Here is a 25,374-nt window from a genome sequence, read left to right on the forward strand (position 1 = left end):
GGTTAAGGACTTTTCCCTTAGCCGGTTTTGTTATCAGGGAAAAACACGGAAACGGGGAGATGTCATGAACAGCAGTACATCGATACGGGACAAGTTCCGCTGGGTGATCGATACCGATATTTTGACGCTGCAGCAGGCGATGGAGGACGGCAGACTGACCGCCGAACAATTGGTCCTGTTCTATTTGGACCGGATAGCAACTGTCGGACAGGAGACGGACGCTGTTCTCGAAGTGAACCCGCACGCACTGCAGATTGCACAGATGCTCGACGGGGAGCGGCAGCAGACAGGCAGACGTTCCATGCTGCACGGGATCCCGATCCTTTTGAAAGACAACATGGATACCGGAGACGCGATGCATACAAGCGCGGGCAGCCTGGCGCTTGCGGATTATTATGCGCCGCGCGATTCGTTCCTGGCTGCAAAACTGCGCGAAGCGGGAGCAGTCCTTCTCGGAAAGACGAATATGACGGAATGGGCGAATTTCCTGTCCGAGGATATGCCGAACGGCTACAGTTCCCGCGGAGGGCAAGTCAAAAACCCTTACGGTCCCTTCGAAGTCGGCGGTTCAAGCTCGGGCTCCGCTGTGGCCGCGTCAGCAAGTCTGGCAGCCGCATGCATGGGGACGGAGACGACAGGGTCGATCATCCATCCGGCTGCACAGAACGGGATTGTCGGATTGAAACCGACCGTCGGCGCCATCAGCAGGCGGGGCATCATTCCGCTGTCGGTATCGCAGGATACGCCTGGTCCGATGGCGAGAACAGTTTCAGATGCGGCTATCGTATTCCAGGCGTTGCTCGGAGAGGATCCGGAAGACCCAGTCACAGCGACCTGCCCATTCCGGGCGGCTGACGATTGGCTTGGCTTCCTGTCCGAGGATTCGCTGGCAGGCGTCAGGGTCGGTGTCGCCCGATCGATCTTCGCACGCGAAGTGTCCGATGAACGGATGGGGCTGTTCGAGTCGGCGCTGGCTGTACTGGAGCAGGCAGGTGCGATTATCAGAACGATCGACTTAGGGACGAAGGAAGATGACTTATGGTATGACGTACTGCTGCACGAGTGCAAGGCCGCGCTGAACGCGTATCTCGGCAGGACCCCTGCAGTAAACCCGATCCGCTCAGTCGATGACATCATCCGTTACAACGAAGAACATCCGGCGGATACCCTCGCTTATGGCCAGGAGCTGCTGAAGGACATCAACAATCGGAGTGGCAGATTGACGGAACCTGCATATATTGAAGCACTCATCCGGAACCGCCATCTCGCTGAGAATGTCGCTCTCGGGAAAGCGATGGAGGAAAACGGGGTGGACGTGCTCGTATTCCCTCAGGATCACGGTTGCAGCTTTGAAGCGGCTGCAGGCTATCCGTCCGTCACGGTCCCGGCTGGTGTAACTGCGGAAGGCGAGCCATTCGGGCTGACGTTCACAGGGGAAGCATTCTCGGAACCGGACCTGATCGGCTATGCCTATGCATTCGAACAGCTGACACAGGCAAGGCAGACACCCTCAATTGTCTAGAAGTGACTAACAAGCGGACCTCCAGTTATGGTAAACTGGAAGGAAGAGAGTGAAAGAGGGGATGGCTATGTCCTTTTTAGAAGGATTTGAACGTACGGTTCAGGAAAAATGGAAATTCGAGAACGCAATGCCCATCCAGGAACAGATGATTCCGGAGATGCTGGCCGGACGTGATGTTGTCGCAGAATCACCGACAGGGTCGGGAAAGACGCTTGCGTACGTACTGCCGCTGCTGAATTTGACAGACGGCAGCAGAAAGCAGACGCAGGCACTGATCATCGCGCCTTCACAGGAATTATCGATGCAGATCGTCAATGTTATCCGTGAATGGGTGGCAGGTACACAGGTAACGGTCACCCAGCTGATCGGCGGCGCCAACATGCAGCGTCAGATCGAGAAGCTGAAGAAGAAACCGACCATCGTTGTCGGGACCCCAGGCCGGCTGGCGGAACTCATCAAGAACAAAAAGCTCAAGATGACGGAAGTCCGCCATATCATATTGGATGAGGGCGACCAGCTGCTGTCACGCGAAAACCGGGTCATGGTAAAAGGGATCATCGAGGCGTCACATGAAGGACGGCAGGTCGCTGTCGTCTCCGCGACAATCACGGAAGAGATTGAGGACGTGGCGTCACGTTTCATGAAAGACCCGATCCGGCTGAAAGTGACGGCCGAAGAGATGCCTGCCTCCGGGGAAGTCATCCATTCGTATGTGAAGACGGATGTAAGGAACAAAACGGATCTCCTGCGGGGATTGTCACACGTGGAAGGCATGCGGGGACTCGCATTCCTGAATAATGTCGACCAGCTGCGCATGAAAGAGATGAAACTCCAATACGAGGGCGCTCCCGTCGGCGTGCTCTATTCGGATATGACGAAGTTCGAGCGGCAGGAGACGCTCGATAAGTTCCGGAAGGGGGAGATCCGTATCCTCATCGCCACCGACCTCGCGGCACGCGGACTCGATATCGAAGGATTGACGCATGTCATCCATGTCAACGTCCCGCACACGATCGAGCAGTATGTCCATCGTTCCGGACGGACTGGCAGGGCGGGAGCGGACGGAGAAGTACTGACGCTGCTGTCCTATGCGGAGGAACGGGATTACCGGAAACTTTCAAAAGGCTACAAGCCCGTGCAGAAAGTGTGGCACGGCGGAAAACTGATCGAGGGCAATTCCAAGACGGTCGGCACTTCAGCCCGCACGATGCCGAAAAAGAAAAACTAACAAAAAAGGTCCTGCCCGGAGTGTTCCGGGCAGGACCTTTTTTCAGATTTCCGTCAGGATGATCGGCTTGTCTTTCGTGACGATGATCGTATGCTCGATCTGCGCGACAAGGGACTTATCAGGAGTGATGAACGTCCAGCCGTCGCCTTCTTCGATAATATGCTCAGCTTTCTGGGAGATGAATGGCTCCACGGCCAGAACCATGCCTTCTTTCATGATCGTCGGCTCCCATGGATCAAAATAATTGAGCACATGCTGCGGCTCTTCGTGAAGTGACGTGCCGATCCCATGGCCGGTGAGGTTCTTGATGACTTTCAGACCGTTGTCCTTCGCTTCCCGTTCCACCGCTTTTCCGATCTGATTCAGGCGGGATCCCGCTTTCACTTTTGTCATCGCACGGTCGAATGCGCGTTTTGCTGTATCGCAAAGCCGCTGTTTCGCGTCATCGGCAGTCCCGATGACAAATGAAATTCCAGTATCCGCAAAATATCCGCCATAAGAACCGGAGACATCGATGTTGACGAGATCCCCATCCTTCAGTACACGTTTCCCCGGGATACCATGCGCCACTTCGTGATTGACACTGAGGCACGTATAGCCAGGGAAGTCATATTGGTCGATAGGGGCGGACACAGCTCCTTTTTCTGCGAACAGCCTGCCGCCGAGCTCATCCAGCTCCTTCGTTGTCATGCCGGGCTTGGTGGCGGCTTTCATCTCTTCGCGGATTTCCGCTACGATCCGTCCGATTGTACGCAGACCTGCAATTTCCTCTTCTGTCTTTGCAATCATGTTAAATCCTTCTTTCTGTACGTCGGTTGTCTTCCTTACTATACCACAAGTTTCTGCCGCACTTCGAACAGGCTGTTTCTTCTACAGTTTGAACACTTTAATGCCCTGGACGATGTTCCAGATCAGGACGATCAGGAACAGGAAGCCGTAAGCGAGCATGATGAGCAGCGGGGCGGCGCCCATGTAACTGTAGGATTCCAGCATCCCGGCTGCACCCGGATCGGTCAGTAGCTGTTCAGTACGGGTCTTCATCGTAAGCAGGCGGAAAAACGAAAATACGGAAGCGGCAGCGATCAGAAATGCGGGAATCAGATGGGAAATGAAGGCCCGTTTGGAATGGTGCTTGACGTCCCGGTCCTCCACAGCAAACCAGACGATGAGCGGAACGAGAAGGGGGGCGAAAAAGATGCTGAAGTAGCTGAGAGACGAAAGCGCTTTAGCGGATGTCATGGCAGGAGGCTCCTTTCAGAGAAACGGTTTGTTCATCAGTATAGCCATTCCTCCCGCAAAACCTACATGGAATTCAGCGGGTACGGGAAAACCCTGTCCCGGCATATGCTAGAACAGGGTTTCCTCAGATTTCGATTGCACGGTTGAAGGCGAAAGAATCCAATACCCGAAGACCATGAGCGCCATCAGGAATAATGCAGAAAGAGTGATGAAAAGCTCATCCATCCAGACATTCACGATAATGCCGAGGAAAACCCAGAGAATGACGGCTGTAATCGCTCCATCCCTGTGGTGAAAGCTGAAATGCAGCGCCACCGCTGCCAGTATCGATAAATTGAGGATTGTCCATAATACAATACTGAGACCGAGCCTGCTCCATTCATCGAAGACAAGAAGATAGTTGGCATTCAAGACAAGGTCCACGATTGTCCATGCGAGAAACAAGGAAATCGGCACACGGCCGGCGAGATCATTACGCTTCTTCGGATACGTCCGGTAAAGCAGATACAATGTGATAAGAAGTACGATGGTAACAGTAAATGCCCGTGCATAATGACTGTAATGCCAAAGAGGGAACCAGACTGCATTCAGCAGGCAGGCAATTGAAAAAAGGACAATCCGTAATGGTGCGGAGAAATCCGAAGATCGCATCTTTATGATCCAATAGGCGAGAATCACGAGCAGCAGCGGACGGATCAGGAGTGCATAGTCAGCAGGCAGCAGCAGGACTGGAAGTTTATGGGCGATTTCAATTGTTGTCTGGCCATTGACCGGAATCGTGTTCGAAAGAAGAACCGATCCGGTGAGCAAAAGAAAAGCGAAAGAACAAATCATTTTTTTCATGTACTATCCTCCTGACTTTAGTATACTAGGAAGCAGCAGGCAGTAAGGATGCATTTATGAAGTTTTCATAACAATTCACTTGAAATGTACACATATGAGGAAAAGCGGTCAATTTGAATAACATGGTATAATCATCAGGACCGCAGGCATTTTTGTAATTGTTCAGCGGCTATTGCATACTGCCGCTGTGAGGAGTGAATCGGATTGTGATCATACTTGAAGGGAATCGATGTTATCTCCGTATATTGACGGAAGAAGATGCTGTTGTCTTCACCGAGCTGGTATCCCGTAACAGGGAGTATTGGACGGTTTTTGAACCGCGTCACGATGCGAGCTATTACACTGTCGGCATGCAGCGTGAAAAAATCCGTGAATCCCTGTATCAGATGCGTGACCGGCGAGAATACAACTTCGGTATCTTCGACAGTGAAACGAGCCGGATCGTCGGGCAGATATCACTGTACAGCATCAAACGGCTGCCGTTCTCCAGCGGCTTTGTCGGCTATTCCATCGATCATGCAGCTGCAGGGCAGGGAATCGGCTCCGAAGCACTGCATCTCATTACCGAATTTGCATTTGAAACAGCAGGACTCCATCGTGTGGAAGCCTACGTTTCACCCCGCAATATCGCATCGATCCGTGTGCTGGAGAAAGCCGGCTACAGCCAAGAAGGGCTTCATCGGAAACTGCTCTACATCAATGGGGTCTGGGAGGATCATTACATGTATGCCCGGCTTGAAGACGATTTTTGAAAGGGTAAGGCCGCGTGGCGGTATTTGAAAAGCCGTCTCCGGATTCTGTTTCACCATTGAAAAACGCATTTCGCTGACCATTCCAGTCTGCAAAATGCGTTTTTTGTCTATTTCCCGGGAAATAAGGCGGATTTCAGTTTCCCGATCCGGACACTTTCTCATAGCCGTCTTCTATGACATCGAGACGTCCTGTCTCGGGGTCGATGACGAGCCCGTGCACAGGGACAGTCTTGTCCATAAGTGGGTGGTTGCGTACAGCGTCAGCGCTCTGCTTCACACTCTCTTTGACGTCTTTGAAACCGTGCAGCCAGCCTTCCAGGTCGACACCGGCATGAGTCAGCGTACTGAACAAATCCCTGTCGATTCCCCGGTCCACCATTTTGTCGATAATTGCATCCGTATTGATGGAACTCATACCGCAATCGTAATGTCCGACTATGTAGACTTCGTCGGCCTGCAGTTCATAGACGGCAATCAGCAGGCTCCGCATGATACTGCCGAACGGGTGTGCAACAAGGGCGCCCGCACTCTTGACAATTTTGGCATCTCCATTCTTGAGGTTCATCGCTTTCGGCAGGAGTTCGATCAGCCGTGTGTCCATACAAGTCAGGATGACGATCCGTTTGTTCGGGAACTTGGTTGTTACATACTTCTCATATTCGTGTTCATCCACAAATTTCGCATTATGGTCCAGGATGGCTGAAAGGTTTGTCATGGTCAGTACCTCCGTAATTAGGATATCAGAAACAAAAAGGGCGCCAAGCGGCCGCCCTTTTTTTCTGTATGTGTTCGATGACAAGAGGATAGTGCGTTAATAACGGACATCCGGTTTAGGATCGATTGTTTCCGAATCGTGCGAAACCAGAGAATCGTTCATATAATGGATAATGAACATCGCAGCAATGCTGAAGACAACCATGAACCCAAGAACTGTAACGATAAGCAAGGCCATAATAAGTCTCCTCTCTTTTAATAATCAGTATCTCTTACCAGTATACCTTATTTCGAGAAGGATTTTAAGCGAATTTGGCCAGTTGGTGTGAAATCTTGTTTAAAAAGCCCAAGTTCCGCTGCGGAAGACCGGTTCGGTTGTGCCGTCTTCCAAGATGCCGTCGATGTCCATATCACCGGAACCGACCATGAAGTCGACGTGCGTGATGCTCTGATTCAGCCCATTCTCCTCTAGCTGTTTGCGGTCCATCTCTTTGCCGCCGACAAGGTTGAATGCATAAGCACTGCCGATCGCCAAGTGGTTGGATGCGTTCTCATCGAACAGCGTATTGTAAAATAACAGGCCGGATGCGGAAATCGGTGATTCGTGGGGAACGAGCGCAACCTCACCCAAATACTTTGCGCCTTCATCCGCCTCAATCAGGTTCTCCAGGACATCCTGCCCTTTGCCGGCTGTCACGCCAACGATTTTACCGTCTTTGAATGTGATTTTGAAATCATCGATGATCGTTCCGCCGTAGCTGAGCGGTTTTGTACTGGATACATATCCATTGACACCCGTTTTCAGAGGGGCTGTGAACACTTCCTCTGTCGGCATGTTAGCCATGAATTCCGTTTTGTCGGCATTCACACTGCCGGCACCGCACCATGTGTGCTTCTCGGGAAGCTCAATGGTCAGGTCGGTCCCCGGGGCGGTGTAATGCAGTTTCTTATAATGTTTCCCGTTCAGATAATCGACTTTTTCATGCAGCGTGCTGTCGTGCTGCTTCCATTCTTCAACCGGGTTCTCTTTGTCCGCCCGGACGGCTTTAAAGATCGCTTCCCACAATGCGGGGACCTGCTCGGCTTCCGGAAGGTCGGGGAAGACGAGGGCTGCCCAGTCCCTCGAAGGTGCTGCGACGACAGTCCAGCTCACTTTGTCTGCCTGCATCATCTGGCGGAACTCATCGAGCGCCTGCCCGCTTGCCTTCTGAGCGTCACGGATACGGGAAGGATCTACGTTTTTGAAGAGATCCGGGCTTTGCGAGACGATGCTCATGAATGCGGCACCCTGTTTCGCGAGCTCAACTCGCTCGTCCGCTTTCCAAGAAGGGAATTCGGCGAACGAATCGGCTGGTGCCTGCTCGTAGCGGATTCGTGATACGACATCATCGCTCCAATCCACGAATACTTGCCGGGCACCTGCTGCATAAGCTTTTTCGACAATGATACGGACGAATTCCACCGTATCGATCGACGCACTGATGAATAATTTCTGATCCGGCTGGATATTGACACCGACCTTCACGGCCAGTTCTGCGTAATTCTGCAATTGCTGTTCAAATGTTTTCAAACTTGTCTAACCCCTTTCCCTGTCTGTCCTTATAGTACCAAGAAGGATTCGAAAAGTGCAAAAAGAAAGTATTGGCAGCGCTTTCAGCAGACACAGGGCAAACTTGTCGAGATTTCTCTGCAGATCCTCTAAAGAACTAGCAGATTTTGACGAAATAATAAGCAGAATGAAAGACATGGAGGTCTTTGCATGGATTTATCAACAGTATTTGGTCTGATCATCGGGGTCGTGGCGCTTGGAGTCGGGATGTTCCTCAAAGGTGCTGCCCTGTCCAGTCTGATCAACCCTGCAGCTATCCTGATCATCATCTTCGGAACGATCGCTTCTGTCGTGATCGCGTTCCCTATGAATGAAATCAAACGGGTGCCGAAATTATTCGGTATACTTTTCAAGGAACAGAAACTGTCGTCCGACGCGGATATCATAAGGATGTTCTCTTCCTGGGCTGATGTGGCAAGACGGGAAGGACTGCTGTCCCTGGAAGCGCAGACCGATTCCATAGAGGACCCATTCCTGAAAAACGGACTGGGGCTTGCCATCGACGGTCAGAATGCGGATTATATACGGGACGTGCTCAGCGAAGAGGTCGATGCCATGGCCGAACGCCACTCAGCCGGTTCACAGATTTTTTCCCAGGCGGGCACCTATGCGCCCACACTCGGAGTACTCGGGGCGGTCATCGGCCTGATTGCCGCTCTTGGTGATATGAATGATATCGAGAAGCTCGGACATGCAATTTCCGCAGCATTCATTGCGACACTTCTCGGGATTTTTACAGGGTATGTGCTGTGGCATCCATTTGCAAATAAGCTGAAAAGGAAGTCAGCTGAAGAAGTCCGGCAGAAAAACATGATGATCGAGGGGATCCTGTCCGTCCTGGAAGGAGAAGCGCCCCGGGTGATCGAACAGAAATTGTCTTCATATCTGTCTATGGAGGAACGCCGCAAATTAGCCAATGCAGATCCGAAAGGCAAGGAGGCGGGGGAAGTTGCCGAAGAAGCGTAAACGTAAAAAAGAAGAGCACCACGTGGATGAGTCCTGGCTCCTCCCGTACTCTGATTTGCTGACGCTGCTGCTGGCGCTGTTCATCGTTCTCTTTGCATCAAGTTCCATTGATGAAGCGAAACTGAGCCAGCTGTCTTCCGTGTTCAGTGAAATCTTCGATGGCGGCAACGGTGTAATGGAAAGTTCCGCCCCTACGACCATGCCAGTGCCGCAAAATGGTGAAGACACCGAAAACGAAAACTCTTCTTATTTGGAAGACCAGCGCTCGCTCGGTGAAATACAGGAGAACCTGGAAGACTATATCGCGGATAATGAGCTGGAAGGCCAGTTCGATACGAAACTGACGGAAGAAGGTCTGCTCGTAACAATCCGGGACAGTGTACTGTTCGGACCGGGACGGGCGGAGATCGACAGCCAGTATAAGTCGATTGCGACCGATATCGCCAAGCTGCTTGTATTTGAAAAACCGAGACAGATCGTCATCACCGGACATACGGACAATGTGCCGATGCTGAGCGGAGCTTACAAATCGAACTGGGAGCTGAGCGTCATGCGCGCCGTCAACTTCCTGTCCATCATCGCTGAGAATGACAAGATCGACCCGATGGTGTTCAGTGCGAAAGGGTACGGGGAATTCCGCCCGATTGCAACCAATGACACAGAAGCGGGGCGGGCGAAGAACCGGCGTGTGGAAGTGCTGATCCAGCCGCTTGTCCTGAAAGACGGATCAGCTTATGAAGCCCCGTCCGAATAACACAAACAGAAAAGGACTGGCCCGGTAAACGGGACAGTCCTTTTAACGTGCATCCAGTGCCCATCAAATAGAAAAGGGATGGATCACCAATCGGGACCCATCCCTTATTTCATCAGATCGTATCAGCTGCGGAGCGAGCCGAGTTCCGACACGATCGCCTGCATTTCATTCGGCGTGATGTTGTCACGCTTCATGACCATTTCATAGATATAGTGCAAGTCTTCGTATTGGGATGTGCTGAAGTTCTCAGCTTTCATGGCATCGACATTCACCATCCGCAGCTTTTCTTTAATCTGATCGATCATATACGAGACATTTTCAGGAGTGGGCTGTGTAAGATCCATAGAGTTTCCGCCTTTCGGTTTCTATGGAACCCATCATTCCATTATTTCGCTTTGGTGTCAACCGGAACACCGGATTCCAATTGCTTTTCCTCTTTGATCTTTGCCTGGAATCGTTTCGTCTCATAGACGATCACTCCCGACAGACCAAGAAGTCCGATGAGGTTCGGAATCGCCATCAGGCCGTTCAGCACGTCAGCCAGAGACCAGACGACATCAAGCGTTGCGACAGCTCCGACGAAGATGAAAAGGACGAAGATAATGCGGTAGGCGAAGACCGCCTTCGGATTCGGGAACAAGTACTGGAAACATTTCTCTCCATAATAGCTCCATCCGAGAATGGTGGAAGTTGCAAAGAAAATAAGCCCGATCGTAACGATCATTGGTCCGGCGCTGCCGAGGAATGTGCCGAATGCTTCCCCTGTTAGTGCACCTTTGTCGATTCCTTTGTCCCACTGGCCGGACATGACGATTGTAACTCCAGTGATAGAACAGATGATGAGTGTGTCGAACAGCACTTGCGTCATGGAAATGAGTGCCTGGCGACCCGGCATATCCGTACGCGCTGCCGCGGCAGCGATCGGTGCGGAACCGAGGCCGGCTTCGTTCGAGAAGAGACCGCGTGCAACGCCAAAACGGATGACCGTACCGATTGCACCTCCGGCAAGCGCCTGCCCGGAAAACGCGTCACTGAAAATCAGACCGAATGCAGCCGGAACCAGATTGAAGTTGGTAATAAGGATGATTGCACCTGCAATGAAATAGAACAATGCCATGATTGGTACGAAGAAAGCGGTTACGCGCCCGATAGACTTGATGCCGCCCAGGATGACCAAGGCGCCGAAGATGACAAGCGCGATGCCTGTAATCCAGAACGGGACATTGAATGCGTTGTTCATGGCGTCAGCAACAGCTTTTGACTGTGTCCCGTTACCGATGCCGAACGCAGCAAACGCGCCGAACACTGCAAATAGGACGCCGAGCCATTTCTGTTTCAGGCCGTGTTCCAAATAGTACATCGGCCCGCCGGCCATCTGCCCGTTCGCATCCTTGACACGGTACTTGACGGCCAGGATTGCTTCACCGTATTTGGTCGCCATCCCGAATAACCCGGCCACCCACATCCAGAAGATCGCTCCCGGACCTCCGGTTGCCACGGCACTGGCGACACCGACGATGTTGCCGACCCCGACGGTCGCCGCCATGGCGGTCATGAGAGCCTGGAATTGACTGATATCGCCATCCGCTTTTTTGTCATGCTTTCTTGAAAACACCTGCTTCAGTGAATACGGCAGCATCCTGAACTGGATGAAGGTCAGCCGGAATGTAAGAAAAATACCGGTTCCCACAAGCAATACGAGCAGAGGCGGCCCCCAAACGATATCACTCATCTTCCCTAAAAAATTCTGTACCTGTTCCATCCCCGATCCCCCCTAATGTGTGGTCGTGTCCTGATCATGTTTTGAAAGAATTGAAGTGGATCCCCTCCCTAAAAATCATATACTTGATTATTATTAATATTGCGAAACTTATAGTCCTGCGTCAAGTACTTTTTTTCTTATGCGTATGTGTTTGTTTGTTTCTTACTGACCCGGGTATAATACGGTAAGAAATTCAATACACATTTTGGAGGTCGTTGAAATGGGAAACAGTAAACTCGGAAGATTTGTCCTGATTGGTGCATTACTCGGTGTAGCGGCTGCGATGATCGACCGCTCGACCCGTACAACTGTCGTATCGACATCGAAAAAGACTGCAAATGAGCTCTCCTACTACGCGAAGAACCCGGATACGCTGAAACAGAAACTGATGGAGCAGAAAGACAAGTTCCAGGCGGCATACGATCAGCTCTCAGGAGACGTTTCCTACATCAAGGAACAAGTGGAAGAGCTCAAGTCCCTGACTCCGCAAGTGAAAGAACTTGTGACGGATACGAAAGAGACATTCACCGATTCGAAGGAAGAATACGAAGAGATTCTGAAAGACCCTTCGAAATCCGCAGCAAAAGCGACTACCTGACGAAGCAGCACCCGAAGGAGTGAAGCGCATTGAATAAACAAGACGAAAAGAATAAGTCCGATGGGTCGCCTTCTCTCGAGAAGGCCCATCAGGACAAGCAGTACATAAACCAAGTATCCCATCGGTCCAATAATCAGTCGAGTGGCTTTTCAGATACAAAAGTCGGAGGATTCGTGGCTGATGTGAAGGAAGGGGATATCCATTCATTCGACGTAACAACGAAAGACGGATTCATGAAAGAGCTTATTCTGCGGGTAAAAACGGTGGACGTATCGGGACTCGGTGCTGAACTCTCGTATTTCTTCCTGCTTTCCATGTTCCCTCTGCTGATCTTCATGTTCACCCTGCTGCCGTATCTGAACCTGGATCAGGCGGAGATCATGATGTTCATCCGTGATTATGCGCCTGCCGAAGTTGCGAAACTGATCGATGACAACTTGTCGCAAGTGTTGTCGAACCGCCACGGCGGTCTGCTCTCGGTCGGGATCCTGGCGACGATCTGGTCAGCCTCCAAAGGGATGAATGCCGTTACGAAAGCGCTGAACCGCTCGTTCTTCAAGGAAGACTCACGCTCCTTCATCATTCAGCGGGGGATGTCCATTGTATTCACGCTCATGCTCGTCCTTGTTGTCGTAGTGGCACTGGTTCTGCCGGTGTTCGGGCAGCAGATCGGGTCGGTCATCTTCTCGTATTTCGGCTTGGAAGAAGGGTTCGCGACCATCTGGAACTCGCTGCGGTTCATACTGCCGCCTGTGCTGATCGCCGTCGTGTTCACACTCATCTATTGGCTCGTGCCGGACGTCAAGATACCGTTCAAGGCTGCTCTGCCGGGAGCGCTGTTTGCGACGATCGGCTGGATCATCACAACACTTGCATTTTCGTTCTATGTTTCGAATTTCGGAAGTTATGCCAACACGTACGGAAGTATCGGAACGATCATCATCCTGATGCTGTGGCTCTATTTCTCTTCGATCATCCTGATGATCGGCGGGCAGATCAATGCCGTTGCCAAAGAGCGCGTGGAAAAAATCAGACAGCAAAAAAACAATGCTCCGGCCTAAGCGGCTGGAGCATTGTTTTTAGTCTGTTGAGTTCAGCATACGCAGGCCATTCAGGATAACGAGGATCGTACTGCCTTCGTGGCCGATGACACCGAGGGGCAGATCGACCGCCTGCATGAAGTTCGAAACGATCAATACCGCGATGACGAAAATCGAGAAGAACACATTTTGCTTGACAATCCGCTGCATTTTGCGGGACAGCTTGATTGTATAGGGGAGCTTCGTCAAGTCGTTCTTCATGAGGACGACATCCGCTGTCTCCAGCGCGACGTCGGTCCCTTCACCCATCGAGATGCCGCTCGTCGCTGTGGCGAGCGCTGGCGCATCATTGATACCATCACCGACCATCCCTGCCGTTCCGTACTGCTGCATCAGCTCCTTCACTTTCTCGACCTTCATATCAGGCAGACAGTCTGCAGCATAGGAATCGACGCCAGCCTGTGCCGCAACGGCCCGGGCTGTCTTTTCGTTGTCACCTGTCACCATGATCGTCTTCAGGCCGGCCTGTTTCAATTCCTGGATGGCCCGCACAGCCTCAGGGCGGATGACATCCTGCAGCGCGGCCGCTGCCAGGATCCCTTCCTGGTCTCTGATGAAGACAAGCGTTTTGCCATCTTCCGTCAGATTGAAGGCACTGCCGTCTCGGAATGCACGTGCTTCCGATTCACCGACGAATCGCGGACTTCCCACGATCACTTCACCCTCCGGCGGATATGCACGGAGCCCATTGCCTGGGACCTCCTCGATCTGGAAGTCGCGTCTCAGCGACACGGCGCGTTCTGCTGCATAGGCCGTCACTGCAGATGCGAGCGGGTGGTTGGAGCGGGATTCGATGCCGGCAAGAAGAGAAAGGGTCTCCTCTTCTGACGCACCATCCCGCACGATGAAGTCGGTCACGACCGGCCGTCCTGTTGTCAATGTTCCGGTTTTGTCGAAGACGATCGCTTTCAGTGAACTCAAGTGCTCCAGATGGACGCCGCCTTTGAAGAGAACTCCCCGTTTTGCTCCATTGGAGACTGCTGCAAGGGTTGCAGGCATGATCGAAGCGACCAATGCGCAAGGTGAAGCGACCACCAGGAGGACGATCGCCCGGTAGAACGTTGTCGTCCAGTCCCATCCGACAAGGTAGTGGGGGAGGAACAGCATGATTGCGACAGCGACGAGCACCACCTTCACATAGCTTCCTTCAAACCGCTCGATGAACTGCTGAGATGGTGATTTTTCACTTTGCGCGTTCTGAACCATTGCGATGATCTTCTGAAACAGCGACTCACTGCTCGGTTTCGTCATTTCCATTTCAATGACGCCGCTGATGTTGACAGTCCCTGCAAATAACTCATCACCTGCTGCCTTATCGGCAGGTACGGATTCGCCATTGATGGCTGACATATCGACAGACGTAGTTCCTTTCAAAATCGAACCGTCCACAGGTATCCGCTCACCAGGTTTCACCAGAAGCCTTGCACCGACCTGCAGGGATGCGGTCGGCACGCTTTCCTCCGATCCGTCTTCCAGGATCAGCCGGGCCTCTTCAGGCTGGAGTTCCATGAGTGAAGAGATTTCCTTATGGCTTTTGTTCATCGTGTACGTTTCCAGCGCACCGCTCAGCGCGAAGATGAAGATCAGGATGGCGCCTTCCGCCCAATATCCGATCATGGCGGATCCGACAGCAGCAAACACCATCAGCATCTCGACGTTCAATTCCTTGTTCGCAATCGTCTCTTCGATACCTTCCTTCGCTTTCGCATACCCGCCGATCAGAAAAGCGATGACATACAAAACGATTGAAGACATCTCAGCACCATTTTTGCCGCTCAGCCAGGCGGCGATGATCAGTACCCCTGAAATGATTGCCATTGCCAGCTCGAGGTGCTCTTTCCAGTCAAATGATCTCGTTTCCTCTGCTGCTGTGTGAATGACCATAGTATCCCTCCTAATTGAGAATGAGTTTCACTTTCATTCTTCTAATGATGATTTGAAATTCAGCATTTCCAACTTGAATACACATGTAATGATACATATTACTTATTTATAATTATTATTATCTATACTATACCACAACAAGTCGGAAAGTGAACAATTAAGAATGGGGATTTTTATATTCAGAGCAGAAGGGGGAGCAATGCGGCCATACCGGGCCAGACGGAAGGCCGCAAAAAAAGCCGAACAGCTCCTTTGCAGGAGTGTCCGGCTATTCGCGGTTCCAGGATTTCATTTCAACTTACCCATTTGGATTTCAAGATCGTCGACGAGACGGATCAAATGGTCGATCTCATCCAAGTCAGTTGTCTCCGGCTCGATGGAGTCCAGGGTTTCAAGGAATTGACTGAGCCGTTCCTTGAGTTCTTCCACTTGTGAAGGTTGTGAGCTTTGCAAAACAGACACCTCTTTCTGTTCATCAGTCTACAGGAGATACATAGGAGAATCAATGAACTGAAAATATGATACATTTAGACTATTTTAATAAAAATTCAGCCATGTTAGGATGAGGATAACCAAAACAGGAAGGAGGCGTACAAGGATCCTTACCAAAGAAGGAGGCGATTCGAAGACGTCTGGAAGTGGAAAATCTGCTGGCGAATTCGTGATATGACCATGGATACTTATTTACCAACATGAAACCCGGCGCTCGTCCTCTAGCGGAAGAGACCGGGTTTTCATGTGTCTTCAGATAAGTTCCACAGTCTTCACTACGTCAATACAGCCCGCGACGGATTGGTACATGGAACAGTTCTTGTCTGTCAGTTCCATGATTTTCGGAATCTTTTCCTCCGTCAGGCCTTCTGCACGCACTGTGATGTGGAGGTGGATCTTTTCAAGGCGGCTGGCGTCATCCTGCGAACGCTGCACGTCTTTCACTTCAATTGACAGCGACTCGGCAGGAGTCCGTTTCTTATCGAGGATCTTCCTCATGACGCCGCCTGTACATGCGGCGATGGAAGACACCATCAGCTGATACGGACGGAATCCTTTTTCCTCATTTGACGATATCGTTAATGTCCCAAATTCCGTTTCGGTTTCAAATCCATGTTCTGTCATTTCAAGTTTCATGAATAATCCCTCCTCGTTATGCTATCATTATAGAGGTTTTTGTTTCAAAAGGGGTGTGGAATGCATGGAAGCTGCAGAACAGAAGATGCGGCACCGGTTCTGGGTGCTCGTCATCATCGTATCTATTTCAGGATTTTCCCAAGGGATGCTGCTGCCGCTTATTTCGTCTATTTTCGAACGGGACGGTATCTCAAGCACCCTGAACGGTTTGAATGCTACAGGTCTATACATAGGAACTCTTCTCGTCTCGCCATTCATGGAGGCACCGCTCCGCAAATTTGGATACAAACCGGTCATCATTGCAGGGGGACTCGTCGTCCTGGTCTCGCTGCTGTCATTTCCTGTGTGGAAAAGCGTTGTGTTCTGGTTTGTGCTGCGCCTGCTGATCGGCATCGGGGATCATGCGCTACATTTTGCTACTCAGACATGGGTGACGAGCAGTGTGCCGCCTGAGCGTCTCGGACGGAGCATTTCCATCTACGGTCTGTCCGTCGGTGCCGGCTTCGCAGTCGGACCGATGTTCGTGCCGCTTGTCTCAGTCTTCGAGGGATTGCCATTCATCGTCTCCGCTGGGCTCACACTCACGGCATGGGCATTGGTGTTCACGCTGCGGAATGATTTCCCGGAAACGGCAGTGGGGGCCGTCTCGGAAGGCCGCTTCTTCAAGCGGGCGAAGACGACGGTGGCTGCTGCCTGGGTCGCATTACTCGGCCCGCTCGCATACGGCTTCCTGGAATCCTCCCTCAATGCGATGTTTCCGGTGTTCGCTCTCCGGAATGGGATTCCGCTGACGATGGTCTCTCTTATCATCCCTTCCTTCGCGATCGGGGGCATCTTATCCCAAGTTCCGCTCGGCATTCTGTCTGACCGCATCGGGCGGCGGCCTGTGCTGCTGATTGCGCTCGGAGGGGGAGTAGGTGCCTTTACAACAGCCGCTGTCTTCAACACGGCTGCGCTTGTCATCATGGCTGCATTTTTCGTCGGCGGCATCTTCTGCGGCTCGCTGTTTTCACTCGGCGTGGCGTATATGTCCGATCTGACACCGAAGACGCTGCTTGCGACAGGCAATTTGCTGTGCGGAATATTTTTCAGTTTTGGCAGCCTGGCCGGGCCGATCCTCGGCGGCTGGGTTCTTGAAACGATGCAGGGCAGCTACCTGTATTTGTTCAGCGCGATTCTCGGCACACTGTTTTTGCTGACATTGAGAGGGAAGAAACAGACAGCTTCGTAACAATGAATAATTATATGTTAAACAGGCTGTTCCGCGTATGTCAGCACGAAGCGGAACAGCCTGTCAGTATGCAGTCGGTCAATTCGCGAGACCGAGCTGGATATCTTCGTACTCCATGACTAGTTCATCGAGCGATTCGAATGTGTAGCCCTGTTTCTTCGCATCGCGGATGAAATCGGGAAGGGCTTCAGCATTATCGGTCGAGACGGTATGCATCAGGATGACTGCACCCGGGTGCAGCTGGTTCATGAGCTCGTTGTATGCGTATGCTTTGCCTTTCGGCTTATCCGCATACCAGTCGATGAACGCGACTGACCAAAAAATATGCCGGTATCCAAGCGCGTTGCCGACAGACAGAACCTCTTCATTGAAAATCCCTTCCGGCGGTCTCGCATAGACCGTCCGCTCCACGCCTGCCGTCTTTTTGAGCAGTGCATCGAACTTTTTCCATTCCTCTTCCATACCAGCGGGTGACAATTTCGCCATGTTCGGATGATCGAACGAGTGGTTGCCGATGCCGTGCCCTTCTTTCACCATACGTTTGACGACCGGGGCTGCACTTTTCAAATAATGACCGGTGAGAAAGAACGTTGCCGGCGCTTCCTCTTTTTTCAGCGTATCCAGAATACTTTCGGTCAGACCGTTCTCGTAGCCGTTGTCGAATGTCAGATAGGCGATTTTCTTATCGGGTTTCCCTTTGTAGATCGCCCCGTGGTCGTCGAGAAGCCCTTCCAGCGCACCGCCCGCATTCGGAGGCTCCCCGTTCTGCGACTTTTTGAAGCCCCAGTGGAATTCATCCGCATGTGCGGCAAACGGGTTGAACGAAAGACCGATAACAATAACGAAAGCGGCCATTAAAATACCGGGTCCATGCTGTTCCATCATGAGCGAACACACTCCTTTTCTTCTAAGGTGTGCGCAACCGGGTATTCTATACGTCCGCCGTTTCAATCGATCAGTATGTTTTCCAGTGCCGGCCGGATTGCGGGATACGCATATTCAAAATCGCTGTCGATTAATTTCTCCGGAAGGACATGCTGGCCTTCGAGGACGAGTTTGCTTTTGTTGCCGAGCAGCGCCTTCATGGCGAACGCCGGCACAGGGAGCCAGTGCGGCCGGCGCAGCAACGAACCGATCGTCCGGCCAAGCTCTGACATCCGCACAGGCGCCGGAGCTGTGACGTTGACAGGACCGTGCATCGACGGCGTGTCGATGACAAACCGGATGGCCCTTGCGACGTCCTCCACGTGGACCCACGATATCCATTGCTGTCCGGAACCGATCGGACCTCCGGCGAACAGTTTATATGGGAGTGCCATTACCGGCAATGCACCGCCGTCTTCACCGAGTACTGTTCCGAAGCGTGTGAAAACGACACGGGTGCCGTACTGTTCCATGGCCGCCGCCTTCTTTTCCCAGTCATGCACCGTCCTGCCGAGGAAGTCAGGAGCGATTTCCTCCGACTGTTCCGTGTAGACATTCGTTTCGGATGTCGGATAGATACCGACAGCACTTGCGTTGACAAAGACTGCCGGCTTCTTGCTGAACGTACTGAGGATCCGCAGCAGTTCATCCGTCGCCTCCATCCGGCTCTCATAGATTTTTTTCTGGTGTTCTTCCGACCAGTTGCCGTCATTGATGGAGATGCCGGCCAGGTTGACGACAGCATCCGGGGGCGTCACAAGTTCTTCAGGTCTGGCATCGGGTTTGAGCCACTGTACATAACGGATACCATCTTTTTCCCGTGAGCCGCTTCTGGTCAGGATGGTCAGTGAATGCTGTTCGCCCTGCAGCGCGCGGACCAGCCGGGAACCGACGAACCCGGTGCCTCCGGTTATCAGAATTTCCATTGTATCCACTCCTTTCGATTGGATGATACGGTTCAGCTGACGTGCTGCCTGCGAACGTCTATACTTGAAGTAAATGGGGGTGTCAGCATGCCGGTCATTACTAAAATCACACAGCAGAAAAAAGACAAGGAATGCTTCAATATATTCTTGGATGATGTCTATTCGTTCAGTGTCCATGAAACGAATCTCATTAAATTCGGCCTGACGAAAGGGATGCCGCTGGATGAATGGGTCAAGGAAGACTTGGTGTATGAAGAAGAGATCCAGCGTGCCTTCAATCGGGCGCTCCACTATCTCGGCCGCCGTATGAGAAGTGAACAGGAAGTCAGACAGAAGCTTCTCGAGGCGGAGTTCAGTGAGGCGGTCACCCGGGAAGCCCTGCTCAAGTTGAAAAAACTCGGTTTCCTGGATGATCAGGCATATTCCGAAGCATTGCTGCAAAATCAGAAAACCGCATCCGGAAAGGGGCCGAACGCCATTAAAGCGGAAATGAAGAAAAAAGGGATCGACCCGGAAGTCCAGGAAGCGGTGCTGGAAGAGTATGACCCGGCGGAACAGCTTGCCACTGCAAAACGCCTCGCCGACAAAGCGGCCAGAAAACATTCCGCAGTTGCACCGGCTCAGCTGAAGCAGCGGATCCAGAATGCGCTCCAGCGGAAAGGATTCTCCTTCGATATCATCAAGGAAGCAGTCGGATCGATCGAATTCGAACCGGATGAGGATGAATGGACATCCATCACCGAGACGGCGGGTGAAAAAGCGTGGCGCCGCATCAACGCAAAATATAAGGGCTACGAACGCAAACAGCGGGTCAAGCAGGCGATGTACCAGAAAGGCATCCCATTTGACCGCATCGATGCATTCATTGAGAAAAAGGAGCTTGAAGAAGATGGAGAATGAAAAATCATACAGCCAGATGACAGAGCATGAGCTGCGTGCAGAAATCGCCCGTCTCATGGAAAAAGCGAGGAAGGCGGAGCAGCTCGGGATTCTGAACGAATTCGCCGTTTACCAGCGGAAAGCACTAATGGCGCAATCCTTCCTGATCGATCCTGCCAGTATAATCCCCGGAGAAATCTACAAGATCCAAGGGGATGAAGGGAACTTCTTCAAAGTGGACTATCTGAAAGGCCGCTTTGCGTGGGGATACCGGCTCGGCAGCGAGCTGGCAGAAGAGGCTCTGCCGCTTGCAATGCTCAAGTCGGTGAAATCCGGCAAGTGATGCCCCGTCTGTCAGGAATCCTGCTGGATGAAGTTCAGCTTCTTCCGTAATTTATCTTCGGAGAAGATCCATCCGGTATAACTGTTGACGACATTCATGTCCTCATCCACATGGGCGACTGCGACAAACGGATAGAAGGTCTTGCTCCGGTATCTCAAATCGATCAGGCGGACTTCCGTCAGCATATCGACCTGGGTGATTTCCCAGCGGTAGATCGGAGAGAATGACATGAACGCCTCAATATTCTTGTCGGTCATCGCTGCGTCCACATATAAGGAGTCGGGAAGCGGTTTCCGGTCGAACCGGTCATATATGCTGATCGACCGGCCGTATGCCCTGCCGACGTAGTGATCCTTTTTCGTGGATGCGGCGATCCGCCACTGGAAGAAGCGCATCGTCGGTGCGACGTACACATCGACAGCGTCGGGAATCGTATTGCAGACAGCCCGTTTGACTGCGGCCTGCACTGCGAACCGCAGAAGATAATACAGGAAGATCAGGATATACAGGACAATCATCGTCCGGACGGGCGGTGCGCCGAGCAGCCAAGCAAGTATGGCAGCCGCATGCAGACCGAAATAAATCGGGTCAAACGTATTGATGACGCTGAGGGCGACCCACTTCTGGGAAAACGGCCGGAGCGCCTGTGTTCCGTATGAATTGAAGATGTCCACGAAGACATGAATGAAGACAGCAAGGAACGTCCATGACCACAGATGAAGATAATTCGCTTCCGGTACGAATAAGTACAGCATGGCCGAAATCAGCACAGGCCACAGCAGCACTGCAGGTATGGAGTGTGTGATTCCGCGGTGATTCCTTATATAAACAGCGTTATTCCGTAATTTCAGTATGGTATCGATGTCAGGTGCCAGGGACCCGAGCATGATGCCGGCAAATACCGGCCCCATGGTAGCTGAATGCGAGGCGACAACCGGATCTGCCATTGCCAGACCGCTGATCGCTATCCCCATGGCTATGTGCGTACCTGTGTCCAAAACATCACCCCTTTACATGGAACGATCTGCACGTATGAACGGTGCAGTTCCTGAGTTCCTGTTCAGTATATACCCATTTCAGGACAACCTAAAAGCAATAACAACACAATGAGGAGCAAGTCCATGAATATCGATCAGAAAGAAGAATTCAATAAACGGCTGCTGGCATGGTATGCGCATGAAAAGCGCGATCTGCCATGGCGGCGGACATCCGATCCCTATAAGATCTGGGTTTCGGAAGTGATGCTCCAGCAGACGCGTGTGGAAACCGTCATCCCGTTCTATAATCGGTTCCTCGAATCATTCCCTTCAATGGAGGCCCTGGCGTACGCAGATGAAGAGAACGTACTGAAACACTGGGAAGGCCTTGGTTATTACTCCCGGGTCCGCAACTTACAGGCAGGTGTCCGGGAAGTCGTGGAACAGTACGGCGGGGAGATCCCACGGAGCCGTAAAGACATATTGAAACTGAAAGGGATCGGCCCCTATACGGCGGGGTCGGTCCTCAGTATAGCATTCGGAATACCTGAACATGCCGTAGATGGCAATGTCATGCGGGTGTTTTCCCGCCTGTTCCTCATACGGGAAGATATCGCCATTCCGAAAACGAAAAAAGTGTTCGAAGAAAAGGTGATGCAGATCATCGATGAGACCGATCCATCCTCCTTCAATCAGGCGGTGATGGAACTGGGGGCGACAATCTGCACACCGAGGCCGCGCTGCCTTCTCTGCCCGGTCAGGGAATTCTGCGATGCATTTGAAGAAGGCATTCAGGAGGAACTTCCCGTCAAAACGAAAAAGACGAAGAACCGATCTGTGGATGTACGTTCCTTTGGAATCCGGGATCTGAAGGGCAGATGGCTGCTGAGGAAGCGGCCATCCGGCGGCCTTCTCGGTGACTTCTATGAATTTCCGCAAATCGAAGACGGCAATGGTGCAGCGCTATCGGCTTCGCTTGCGGACGGAAGCGGACTGCTGGCGGTGGTGGACGAAACGCCGTTCACCGAATTTAAACACGCCTTTTCGCATGTCACTTGGCAGGTAAGCGGTCATTTCGCTGAACTGCTGGACGAATCGCCGCTGCCTAAAGGATATTGTTTTTTCACTGAAGACGACCTGGAAAGCCTGCCGAAGTCGAAGCCGATGAACATATTATGGGCAGCCATCAAAAATTGATGGACGCCGGATAATTTTCCGTGCACTGGTTATGCTAGTTGTTACGGAGGTGAAAAATCCATGACAACCAACAACCAGCGGAACCAGAAAAACAAGCAGCAGAACACACCGCAAATGAATGAAGAGTTTGGAGCTGAAACCGATGTACAACATGTAAAGGCACAGAACAACCCGTATTCAAACGAGGAGTTCGGAGCTGAAACAGATGTACAGCACGTAAAAGAGCAGAACCGGAAAGCTGAAGCGAACAAACGCCAAGCTTCCGGCCAGCGTGCAAATCGTTACGGAGACCAGACAAAATAATGGATTGACACCACCGGCCGGCAGGGGATTGGACTCCTGCCGGTTTTTTCTTGTCCAGGCACTAACGTTTTCTATTTTCAGGAACGGTTGGTATAATGGTCTGATAATAATGGACGAACAATTACCCGGCTGAAAAAGGTGGTTTTTACGATGGACATTCCAAAAGAAGGAGAAGTTGTACAAGTACATAGCTATAAGCATGATGGCCATATCCACAGAGTATGGCAGGAGACGATGGTCCTGAAAGGCACGCGCAATATTATTATCGGTGCGAACGACCGCACGCTTGTCACGGAATCGGACGGCCGTACGTGGATCACACGCGAGCCGTCCATCTGTTATTTCCACGCAGAGCGCTGGTTCAATATTATCTGCATGCTCCGCGAAGACGGAGTGTACTACTACGTCAATATCAGCTCGCCGTTCGTATTCGATAACAATTCGATCAAATACATCGACTATGATCTGGACGTGAAAGTATTCCCGGACATGAGCTACCTGATCCTCGATGAGGACGAATACGCAGACCATAAGAAGCAGATGGGCTACCCGGAAGTGATCGACAAGATCCTGCGGCGCAACCTGGAAATGCTCCTGAGCTGGATCAAGCAGAGAAAAGGACCGTTCGCTCCCGATTTCATCGACGTCTGGACATCACGCTATGAGTTTTATAAGAACCTGAAGAAGGAACACTAGGGAAACCGGCTGCTTTCGTCTGCGGCCGGTTTTTCTCGAGGAGGGATTGCATGGGGGAAAGTATCAGACGCTACTTGAAATTTGTTAAACCGTATAACTGGATGATCGTCCTGACGGTTGTCATTGGGATCGTGAAATTCGCCATTCCGCTGTTCATCCCGTTTCTCATCAAGATCGTGATCGACTCGATCATCGGATCCGACACAATGACGGCTGCAGAGCAGACGAAGCAGCTGTTTTACTGGCTCGGCGGCACCGCACTCGTCTTTTTCATCATCCGTCCGCCGGTCGAGTATTATCGGCAATATTATGCGCAATACGTCAGCAACAAGATTCTCTACGACATCCGGCAGAACCTGTACGGCCATCTGCAGAAGCTGAGCCTGCGCTTCTATACGGAAACACGGGCAGGCGAAGTGATTTCAAGGATCATCAATGACGTCGAGCAGACAAAGAACTTCGTGATGATCGGACTCATGAACGTCTGGCTCGATGTTGCGACGATCCTGATCGCCATCGTCATCATGCTGACGATGGATATCCCGCTGACGATCGTGACACTTCTTGCCTTCCCGTTCTATGCGTATAGCGTCAAGCACTTCTTCGGAAAGCTGCGGACACTGACGCGCGAACGGTCGCAGTCGCTGGCCAACGTCCAGAGCTATTTGCATGAGCGGGTGGCGGGCGTCAGTGTCATCAAGAGTTTCTCGCTTGAAGATACTGAACAGAAGCGGTTCGATGATGTGAATGGCAAGTTCCTGGACAAAGCGATCCAGCATACGAAATGGAATGCGAAAGCGTTCGCAGTTGTGAATACGATCACGGACGTGGCACCGCTGCTTGTGATCGGTTACGCAGGCTATCAGGTCATCAACGGCAGCCTGTCCGTCGGTACGATGGTGGCATTCATCGCCTATATCGAACGGCTGTACAGTCCGCTGCGCCGGCTCGTCAATGCATCGACTTCGCTCACCCAGTCGTTCGCGTCAATGGACCGTGTCCTCGAACTGATGGAGGAACCATACGAAGTGACCGATAAGCCGGATGCGCGTCCGCTGCCGGCGATCCGCGGGAAAGTCGAGTTCGACCATGTCGGCTTCGCGTATGAGGAAGAAGGGATACCGGTTCTGGACGACATGAACTTCACAGTGGAACCCGGGCAGACAGCTGCACTTGTCGGGATGAGCGGCGGGGGGAAATCGACGATTGTCAGCCTGATCCCCCGGTTCTATGATGTCACAGCCGGTGCCATCAAGATTGACGGCATTGACATCCGGGATATCCAGACGAAATCGCTCCGAGACCAGATCGGCATGGTGCTGCAGGACAGTATACTGTTCAGTGATTCCGTCCGCAGCAATATTATGATGGGGAACCCGGATGCGACGGAAGAAGAAGTGATCGCAGCCGCGAAAGCTGCAAACGCCCATGAGTTCATCATGGAGCTGCCGGAAGGGTATGACACGGAAGTCGGCGAGCGGGGTGTGAAACTGTCAGGTGGCCAGAAGCAGCGCCTGTCGATCGCCCGTGTGTTTCTGAAAGACCCGCCGATGCTCATACTGGACGAAGCAACGTCAGCGCTCGACCTGGAAAGTGAGGCACTTATCCAGGAATCGCTCAGCCGGCTCGCGCACAACAGGACGACGATCATCGTCGCCCATCGGCTTTCCACCATCACCCATGCTGACAAAATACTCGTCATCAGTCATGGGGAGCTGAAAGAACAGGGGACGCATGCCGAGCTGATGAATAAGCAAGGCACCTATTACGATCTCTTCAAAGTACAATCCGTTTAACCG

At 52.0% G+C, this 25,374-nt stretch carries 28 protein-coding genes; 14 read left to right on the plus strand and 14 right to left on the minus strand.

Annotated features, from left to right (window positions below; genetic code table 11):
* Positions 1-64: 64 nt before the first annotated feature.
* Both QWT68_RS01040 and QWT68_RS01045 read left to right on the plus strand, forming a co-directional pair.
* Positions 65-1,522: an amidase family protein gene (locus QWT68_RS01040; protein ID WP_290149117.1), complete on the plus strand. Its 1,458-nt coding sequence runs from the start codon at positions 65-67 to the stop codon at positions 1,520-1,522.
* 67 nt (positions 1,523-1,589) lie between these two features.
* Positions 1,590-2,750, plus strand: coding sequence for a DEAD/DEAH box helicase (locus QWT68_RS01045; protein WP_040285851.1), 1,161 nt, complete (start codon positions 1,590-1,592; stop codon positions 2,748-2,750).
* Between the two features lie 42 nt (positions 2,751-2,792).
* Here the strand turns inward: QWT68_RS01045 and map are convergent, their stop codons facing one another.
* The 3 genes from map to QWT68_RS01060 all read right to left on the minus strand — a co-directional run bounded on the left by map (position 2,793) and on the right by QWT68_RS01060 (position 4,832).
* The gene (map, locus tag QWT68_RS01050) at positions 2,793-3,539 is read right to left on the minus strand and encodes a type I methionyl aminopeptidase (protein WP_040285850.1); all 747 of its coding nucleotides are present in this window, start codon (positions 3,537-3,539) and stop codon (positions 2,793-2,795) included.
* 81 nt (positions 3,540-3,620) lie between these two features.
* Positions 3,621-3,989, minus strand: a complete 369-nt coding sequence (locus tag QWT68_RS01055; protein ID WP_040285849.1) for a magnetosome magnetite crystal formation protein family — start codon at positions 3,987-3,989, stop codon at positions 3,621-3,623.
* 108 nt (positions 3,990-4,097) lie between these two features.
* A complete protein-coding gene (locus QWT68_RS01060; protein ID WP_290149122.1) occupies positions 4,098-4,832 on the minus strand; it encodes a tryptophan-rich sensory protein in 735 nt (244 codons plus the stop codon).
* A 206-nt stretch (positions 4,833-5,038) separates the two neighbouring features.
* Here QWT68_RS01060 and QWT68_RS01065 point away from each other — a divergent pair, with 206 nt between their 5' ends.
* On the plus strand, positions 5,039-5,584 hold the full coding sequence (locus QWT68_RS01065; RefSeq protein ID WP_179860750.1) for a GNAT family N-acetyltransferase: 546 nt from the start codon (positions 5,039-5,041) through the stop codon (positions 5,582-5,584).
* A 133-nt stretch (positions 5,585-5,717) separates the two neighbouring features.
* Here QWT68_RS01065 and QWT68_RS01070 read toward each other — a convergent pair whose 3' ends face one another.
* The 3 genes from QWT68_RS01070 to QWT68_RS01080 form a co-directional block, all read right to left on the minus strand.
* Entirely contained in the window at positions 5,718-6,299 is a 582-nt protein-coding gene (locus tag QWT68_RS01070; protein ID WP_040285848.1) for a beta-class carbonic anhydrase, read from the minus strand.
* 96 nt (positions 6,300-6,395) lie between these two features.
* Positions 6,396-6,536, minus strand: coding sequence for a hypothetical protein (locus QWT68_RS01075; RefSeq protein WP_179860749.1), 141 nt, complete (start codon positions 6,534-6,536; stop codon positions 6,396-6,398).
* Between the two features lie 99 nt (positions 6,537-6,635).
* Entirely contained in the window at positions 6,636-7,868 is a 1,233-nt protein-coding gene (locus tag QWT68_RS01080) for an aminopeptidase (protein WP_040285847.1), read from the minus strand.
* A gap of 189 nt (positions 7,869-8,057) precedes the next feature.
* On the opposite strand from QWT68_RS01080, the gene motA reads away from it, so the two are divergent.
* Positions 8,058-8,873 carry a flagellar motor stator protein MotA gene (gene motA, locus QWT68_RS01085; protein WP_040285846.1) on the plus strand — a complete coding sequence of 272 codons (816 nt, stop codon included), beginning with the start codon at positions 8,058-8,060 and terminating at the stop codon, positions 8,871-8,873.
* Entirely contained in the window at positions 8,857-9,627 is a 771-nt protein-coding gene (gene motB / locus QWT68_RS01090; protein ID WP_040285845.1) for a flagellar motor protein MotB, read from the plus strand. The genes motA and motB overlap by 17 nt, the downstream gene beginning before the upstream one ends.
* 122 nt (positions 9,628-9,749) lie before the next feature.
* Here the strand turns inward: motB and QWT68_RS01095 are convergent, their stop codons facing one another.
* Both QWT68_RS01095 and QWT68_RS01100 read right to left on the minus strand, forming a co-directional pair.
* Entirely contained in the window at positions 9,750-9,971 is a 222-nt protein-coding gene (locus tag QWT68_RS01095) for a DUF1128 domain-containing protein (protein ID WP_040285844.1), read from the minus strand.
* A 41-nt stretch (positions 9,972-10,012) separates the two neighbouring features.
* A complete protein-coding gene (locus tag QWT68_RS01100) occupies positions 10,013-11,389 on the minus strand; it encodes an alanine/glycine:cation symporter family protein (RefSeq protein WP_040285843.1) in 1,377 nt (458 codons plus the stop codon).
* A 220-nt stretch (positions 11,390-11,609) separates the two neighbouring features.
* On the opposite strand from QWT68_RS01100, the gene QWT68_RS01105 reads away from it, so the two are divergent.
* A complete protein-coding gene (locus tag QWT68_RS01105; protein WP_290149126.1) occupies positions 11,610-11,987 on the plus strand; it encodes a YtxH domain-containing protein in 378 nt (125 codons plus the stop codon).
* A gap of 29 nt (positions 11,988-12,016) precedes the next feature.
* Positions 12,017-13,048, plus strand: coding sequence for a YihY/virulence factor BrkB family protein (locus QWT68_RS01110; RefSeq protein ID WP_082023265.1), 1,032 nt, complete (start codon positions 12,017-12,019; stop codon positions 13,046-13,048).
* Between the two features lie 18 nt (positions 13,049-13,066).
* Here the strand turns inward: QWT68_RS01110 and QWT68_RS01115 are convergent, their stop codons facing one another.
* The 3 genes from QWT68_RS01115 to QWT68_RS01125 all read right to left on the minus strand — a co-directional run bounded on the left by QWT68_RS01115 (position 13,067) and on the right by QWT68_RS01125 (position 16,099).
* Positions 13,067-14,971 carry a heavy metal translocating P-type ATPase gene (locus QWT68_RS01115; protein ID WP_290149128.1) on the minus strand — a complete coding sequence of 635 codons (1,905 nt, stop codon included), beginning with the start codon at positions 14,969-14,971 and terminating at the stop codon, positions 13,067-13,069.
* A gap of 288 nt (positions 14,972-15,259) precedes the next feature.
* Complete coding sequence (locus tag QWT68_RS01120; RefSeq protein WP_098060113.1) at positions 15,260-15,424, minus strand: SE1561 family protein; 165 nt, start codon at positions 15,422-15,424, stop codon at positions 15,260-15,262.
* Positions 15,425-15,715: 291 nt separating this feature from the next.
* Entirely contained in the window at positions 15,716-16,099 is a 384-nt protein-coding gene (locus QWT68_RS01125) for an OsmC family protein (protein ID WP_040285840.1), read from the minus strand.
* 64 nt (positions 16,100-16,163) lie between these two features.
* On the opposite strand from QWT68_RS01125, the gene QWT68_RS01130 reads away from it, so the two are divergent.
* The gene (locus QWT68_RS01130) at positions 16,164-17,330 is read left to right on the plus strand and encodes an MFS transporter (RefSeq protein ID WP_290149133.1); all 1,167 of its coding nucleotides are present in this window, start codon (positions 16,164-16,166) and stop codon (positions 17,328-17,330) included.
* A gap of 78 nt (positions 17,331-17,408) precedes the next feature.
* Here QWT68_RS01130 and QWT68_RS01135 read toward each other — a convergent pair whose 3' ends face one another.
* Both QWT68_RS01135 and QWT68_RS01140 read right to left on the minus strand, forming a co-directional pair.
* Positions 17,409-18,215, minus strand: coding sequence for a polysaccharide deacetylase family protein (locus QWT68_RS01135; RefSeq protein WP_290149134.1), 807 nt, complete (start codon positions 18,213-18,215; stop codon positions 17,409-17,411).
* A gap of 62 nt (positions 18,216-18,277) precedes the next feature.
* Positions 18,278-19,180, minus strand: a complete 903-nt coding sequence (locus QWT68_RS01140; RefSeq protein WP_290149136.1) for a TIGR01777 family oxidoreductase — start codon at positions 19,178-19,180, stop codon at positions 18,278-18,280.
* Positions 19,181-19,267: 87 nt separating this feature from the next.
* Here QWT68_RS01140 and recX point away from each other — a divergent pair, with 87 nt between their 5' ends.
* Both recX and QWT68_RS01150 read left to right on the plus strand, forming a co-directional pair.
* The gene (recX, locus tag QWT68_RS01145) at positions 19,268-20,080 is read left to right on the plus strand and encodes a recombination regulator RecX (RefSeq protein ID WP_290149137.1); all 813 of its coding nucleotides are present in this window, start codon (positions 19,268-19,270) and stop codon (positions 20,078-20,080) included.
* Positions 20,070-20,402 carry a YfhH family protein gene (locus tag QWT68_RS01150; protein WP_040285836.1) on the plus strand — a complete coding sequence of 111 codons (333 nt, stop codon included), beginning with the start codon at positions 20,070-20,072 and terminating at the stop codon, positions 20,400-20,402. The genes recX and QWT68_RS01150 overlap by 11 nt, the downstream gene beginning before the upstream one ends.
* A gap of 11 nt (positions 20,403-20,413) precedes the next feature.
* Here QWT68_RS01150 and QWT68_RS01155 read toward each other — a convergent pair whose 3' ends face one another.
* On the minus strand, positions 20,414-21,400 hold the full coding sequence (locus tag QWT68_RS01155) for a metal-dependent hydrolase (RefSeq protein ID WP_040285835.1): 987 nt from the start codon (positions 21,398-21,400) through the stop codon (positions 20,414-20,416).
* A gap of 123 nt (positions 21,401-21,523) precedes the next feature.
* On the opposite strand from QWT68_RS01155, the gene mutY reads away from it, so the two are divergent.
* The 4 genes from mutY to QWT68_RS01175 all read left to right on the plus strand — a co-directional run bounded on the left by mutY (position 21,524) and on the right by QWT68_RS01175 (position 25,371).
* Positions 21,524-22,576 carry an A/G-specific adenine glycosylase gene (gene mutY, locus QWT68_RS01160; RefSeq protein WP_040285834.1) on the plus strand — a complete coding sequence of 351 codons (1,053 nt, stop codon included), beginning with the start codon at positions 21,524-21,526 and terminating at the stop codon, positions 22,574-22,576.
* 60 nt (positions 22,577-22,636) lie between these two features.
* Entirely contained in the window at positions 22,637-22,879 is a 243-nt protein-coding gene (locus tag QWT68_RS01165; RefSeq protein WP_244898671.1) for a gamma-type small acid-soluble spore protein, read from the plus strand.
* A gap of 150 nt (positions 22,880-23,029) precedes the next feature.
* Positions 23,030-23,575 carry a nucleoside tri-diphosphate phosphatase gene (ntdP, locus tag QWT68_RS01170; RefSeq protein WP_040285833.1) on the plus strand — a complete coding sequence of 182 codons (546 nt, stop codon included), beginning with the start codon at positions 23,030-23,032 and terminating at the stop codon, positions 23,573-23,575.
* A gap of 50 nt (positions 23,576-23,625) precedes the next feature.
* Positions 23,626-25,371, plus strand: coding sequence for an ABC transporter ATP-binding protein (locus QWT68_RS01175; RefSeq protein ID WP_290149145.1), 1,746 nt, complete (start codon positions 23,626-23,628; stop codon positions 25,369-25,371).
* Positions 25,372-25,374 lie beyond the last annotated feature (3 nt).

Origin of the sequence: Sporosarcina trichiuri (assembly GCF_030406775.1) — a bacterium.
Lineage (GTDB): Bacteria > Bacillota > Bacilli > Bacillales_A > Planococcaceae > Sporosarcina > Sporosarcina trichiuri.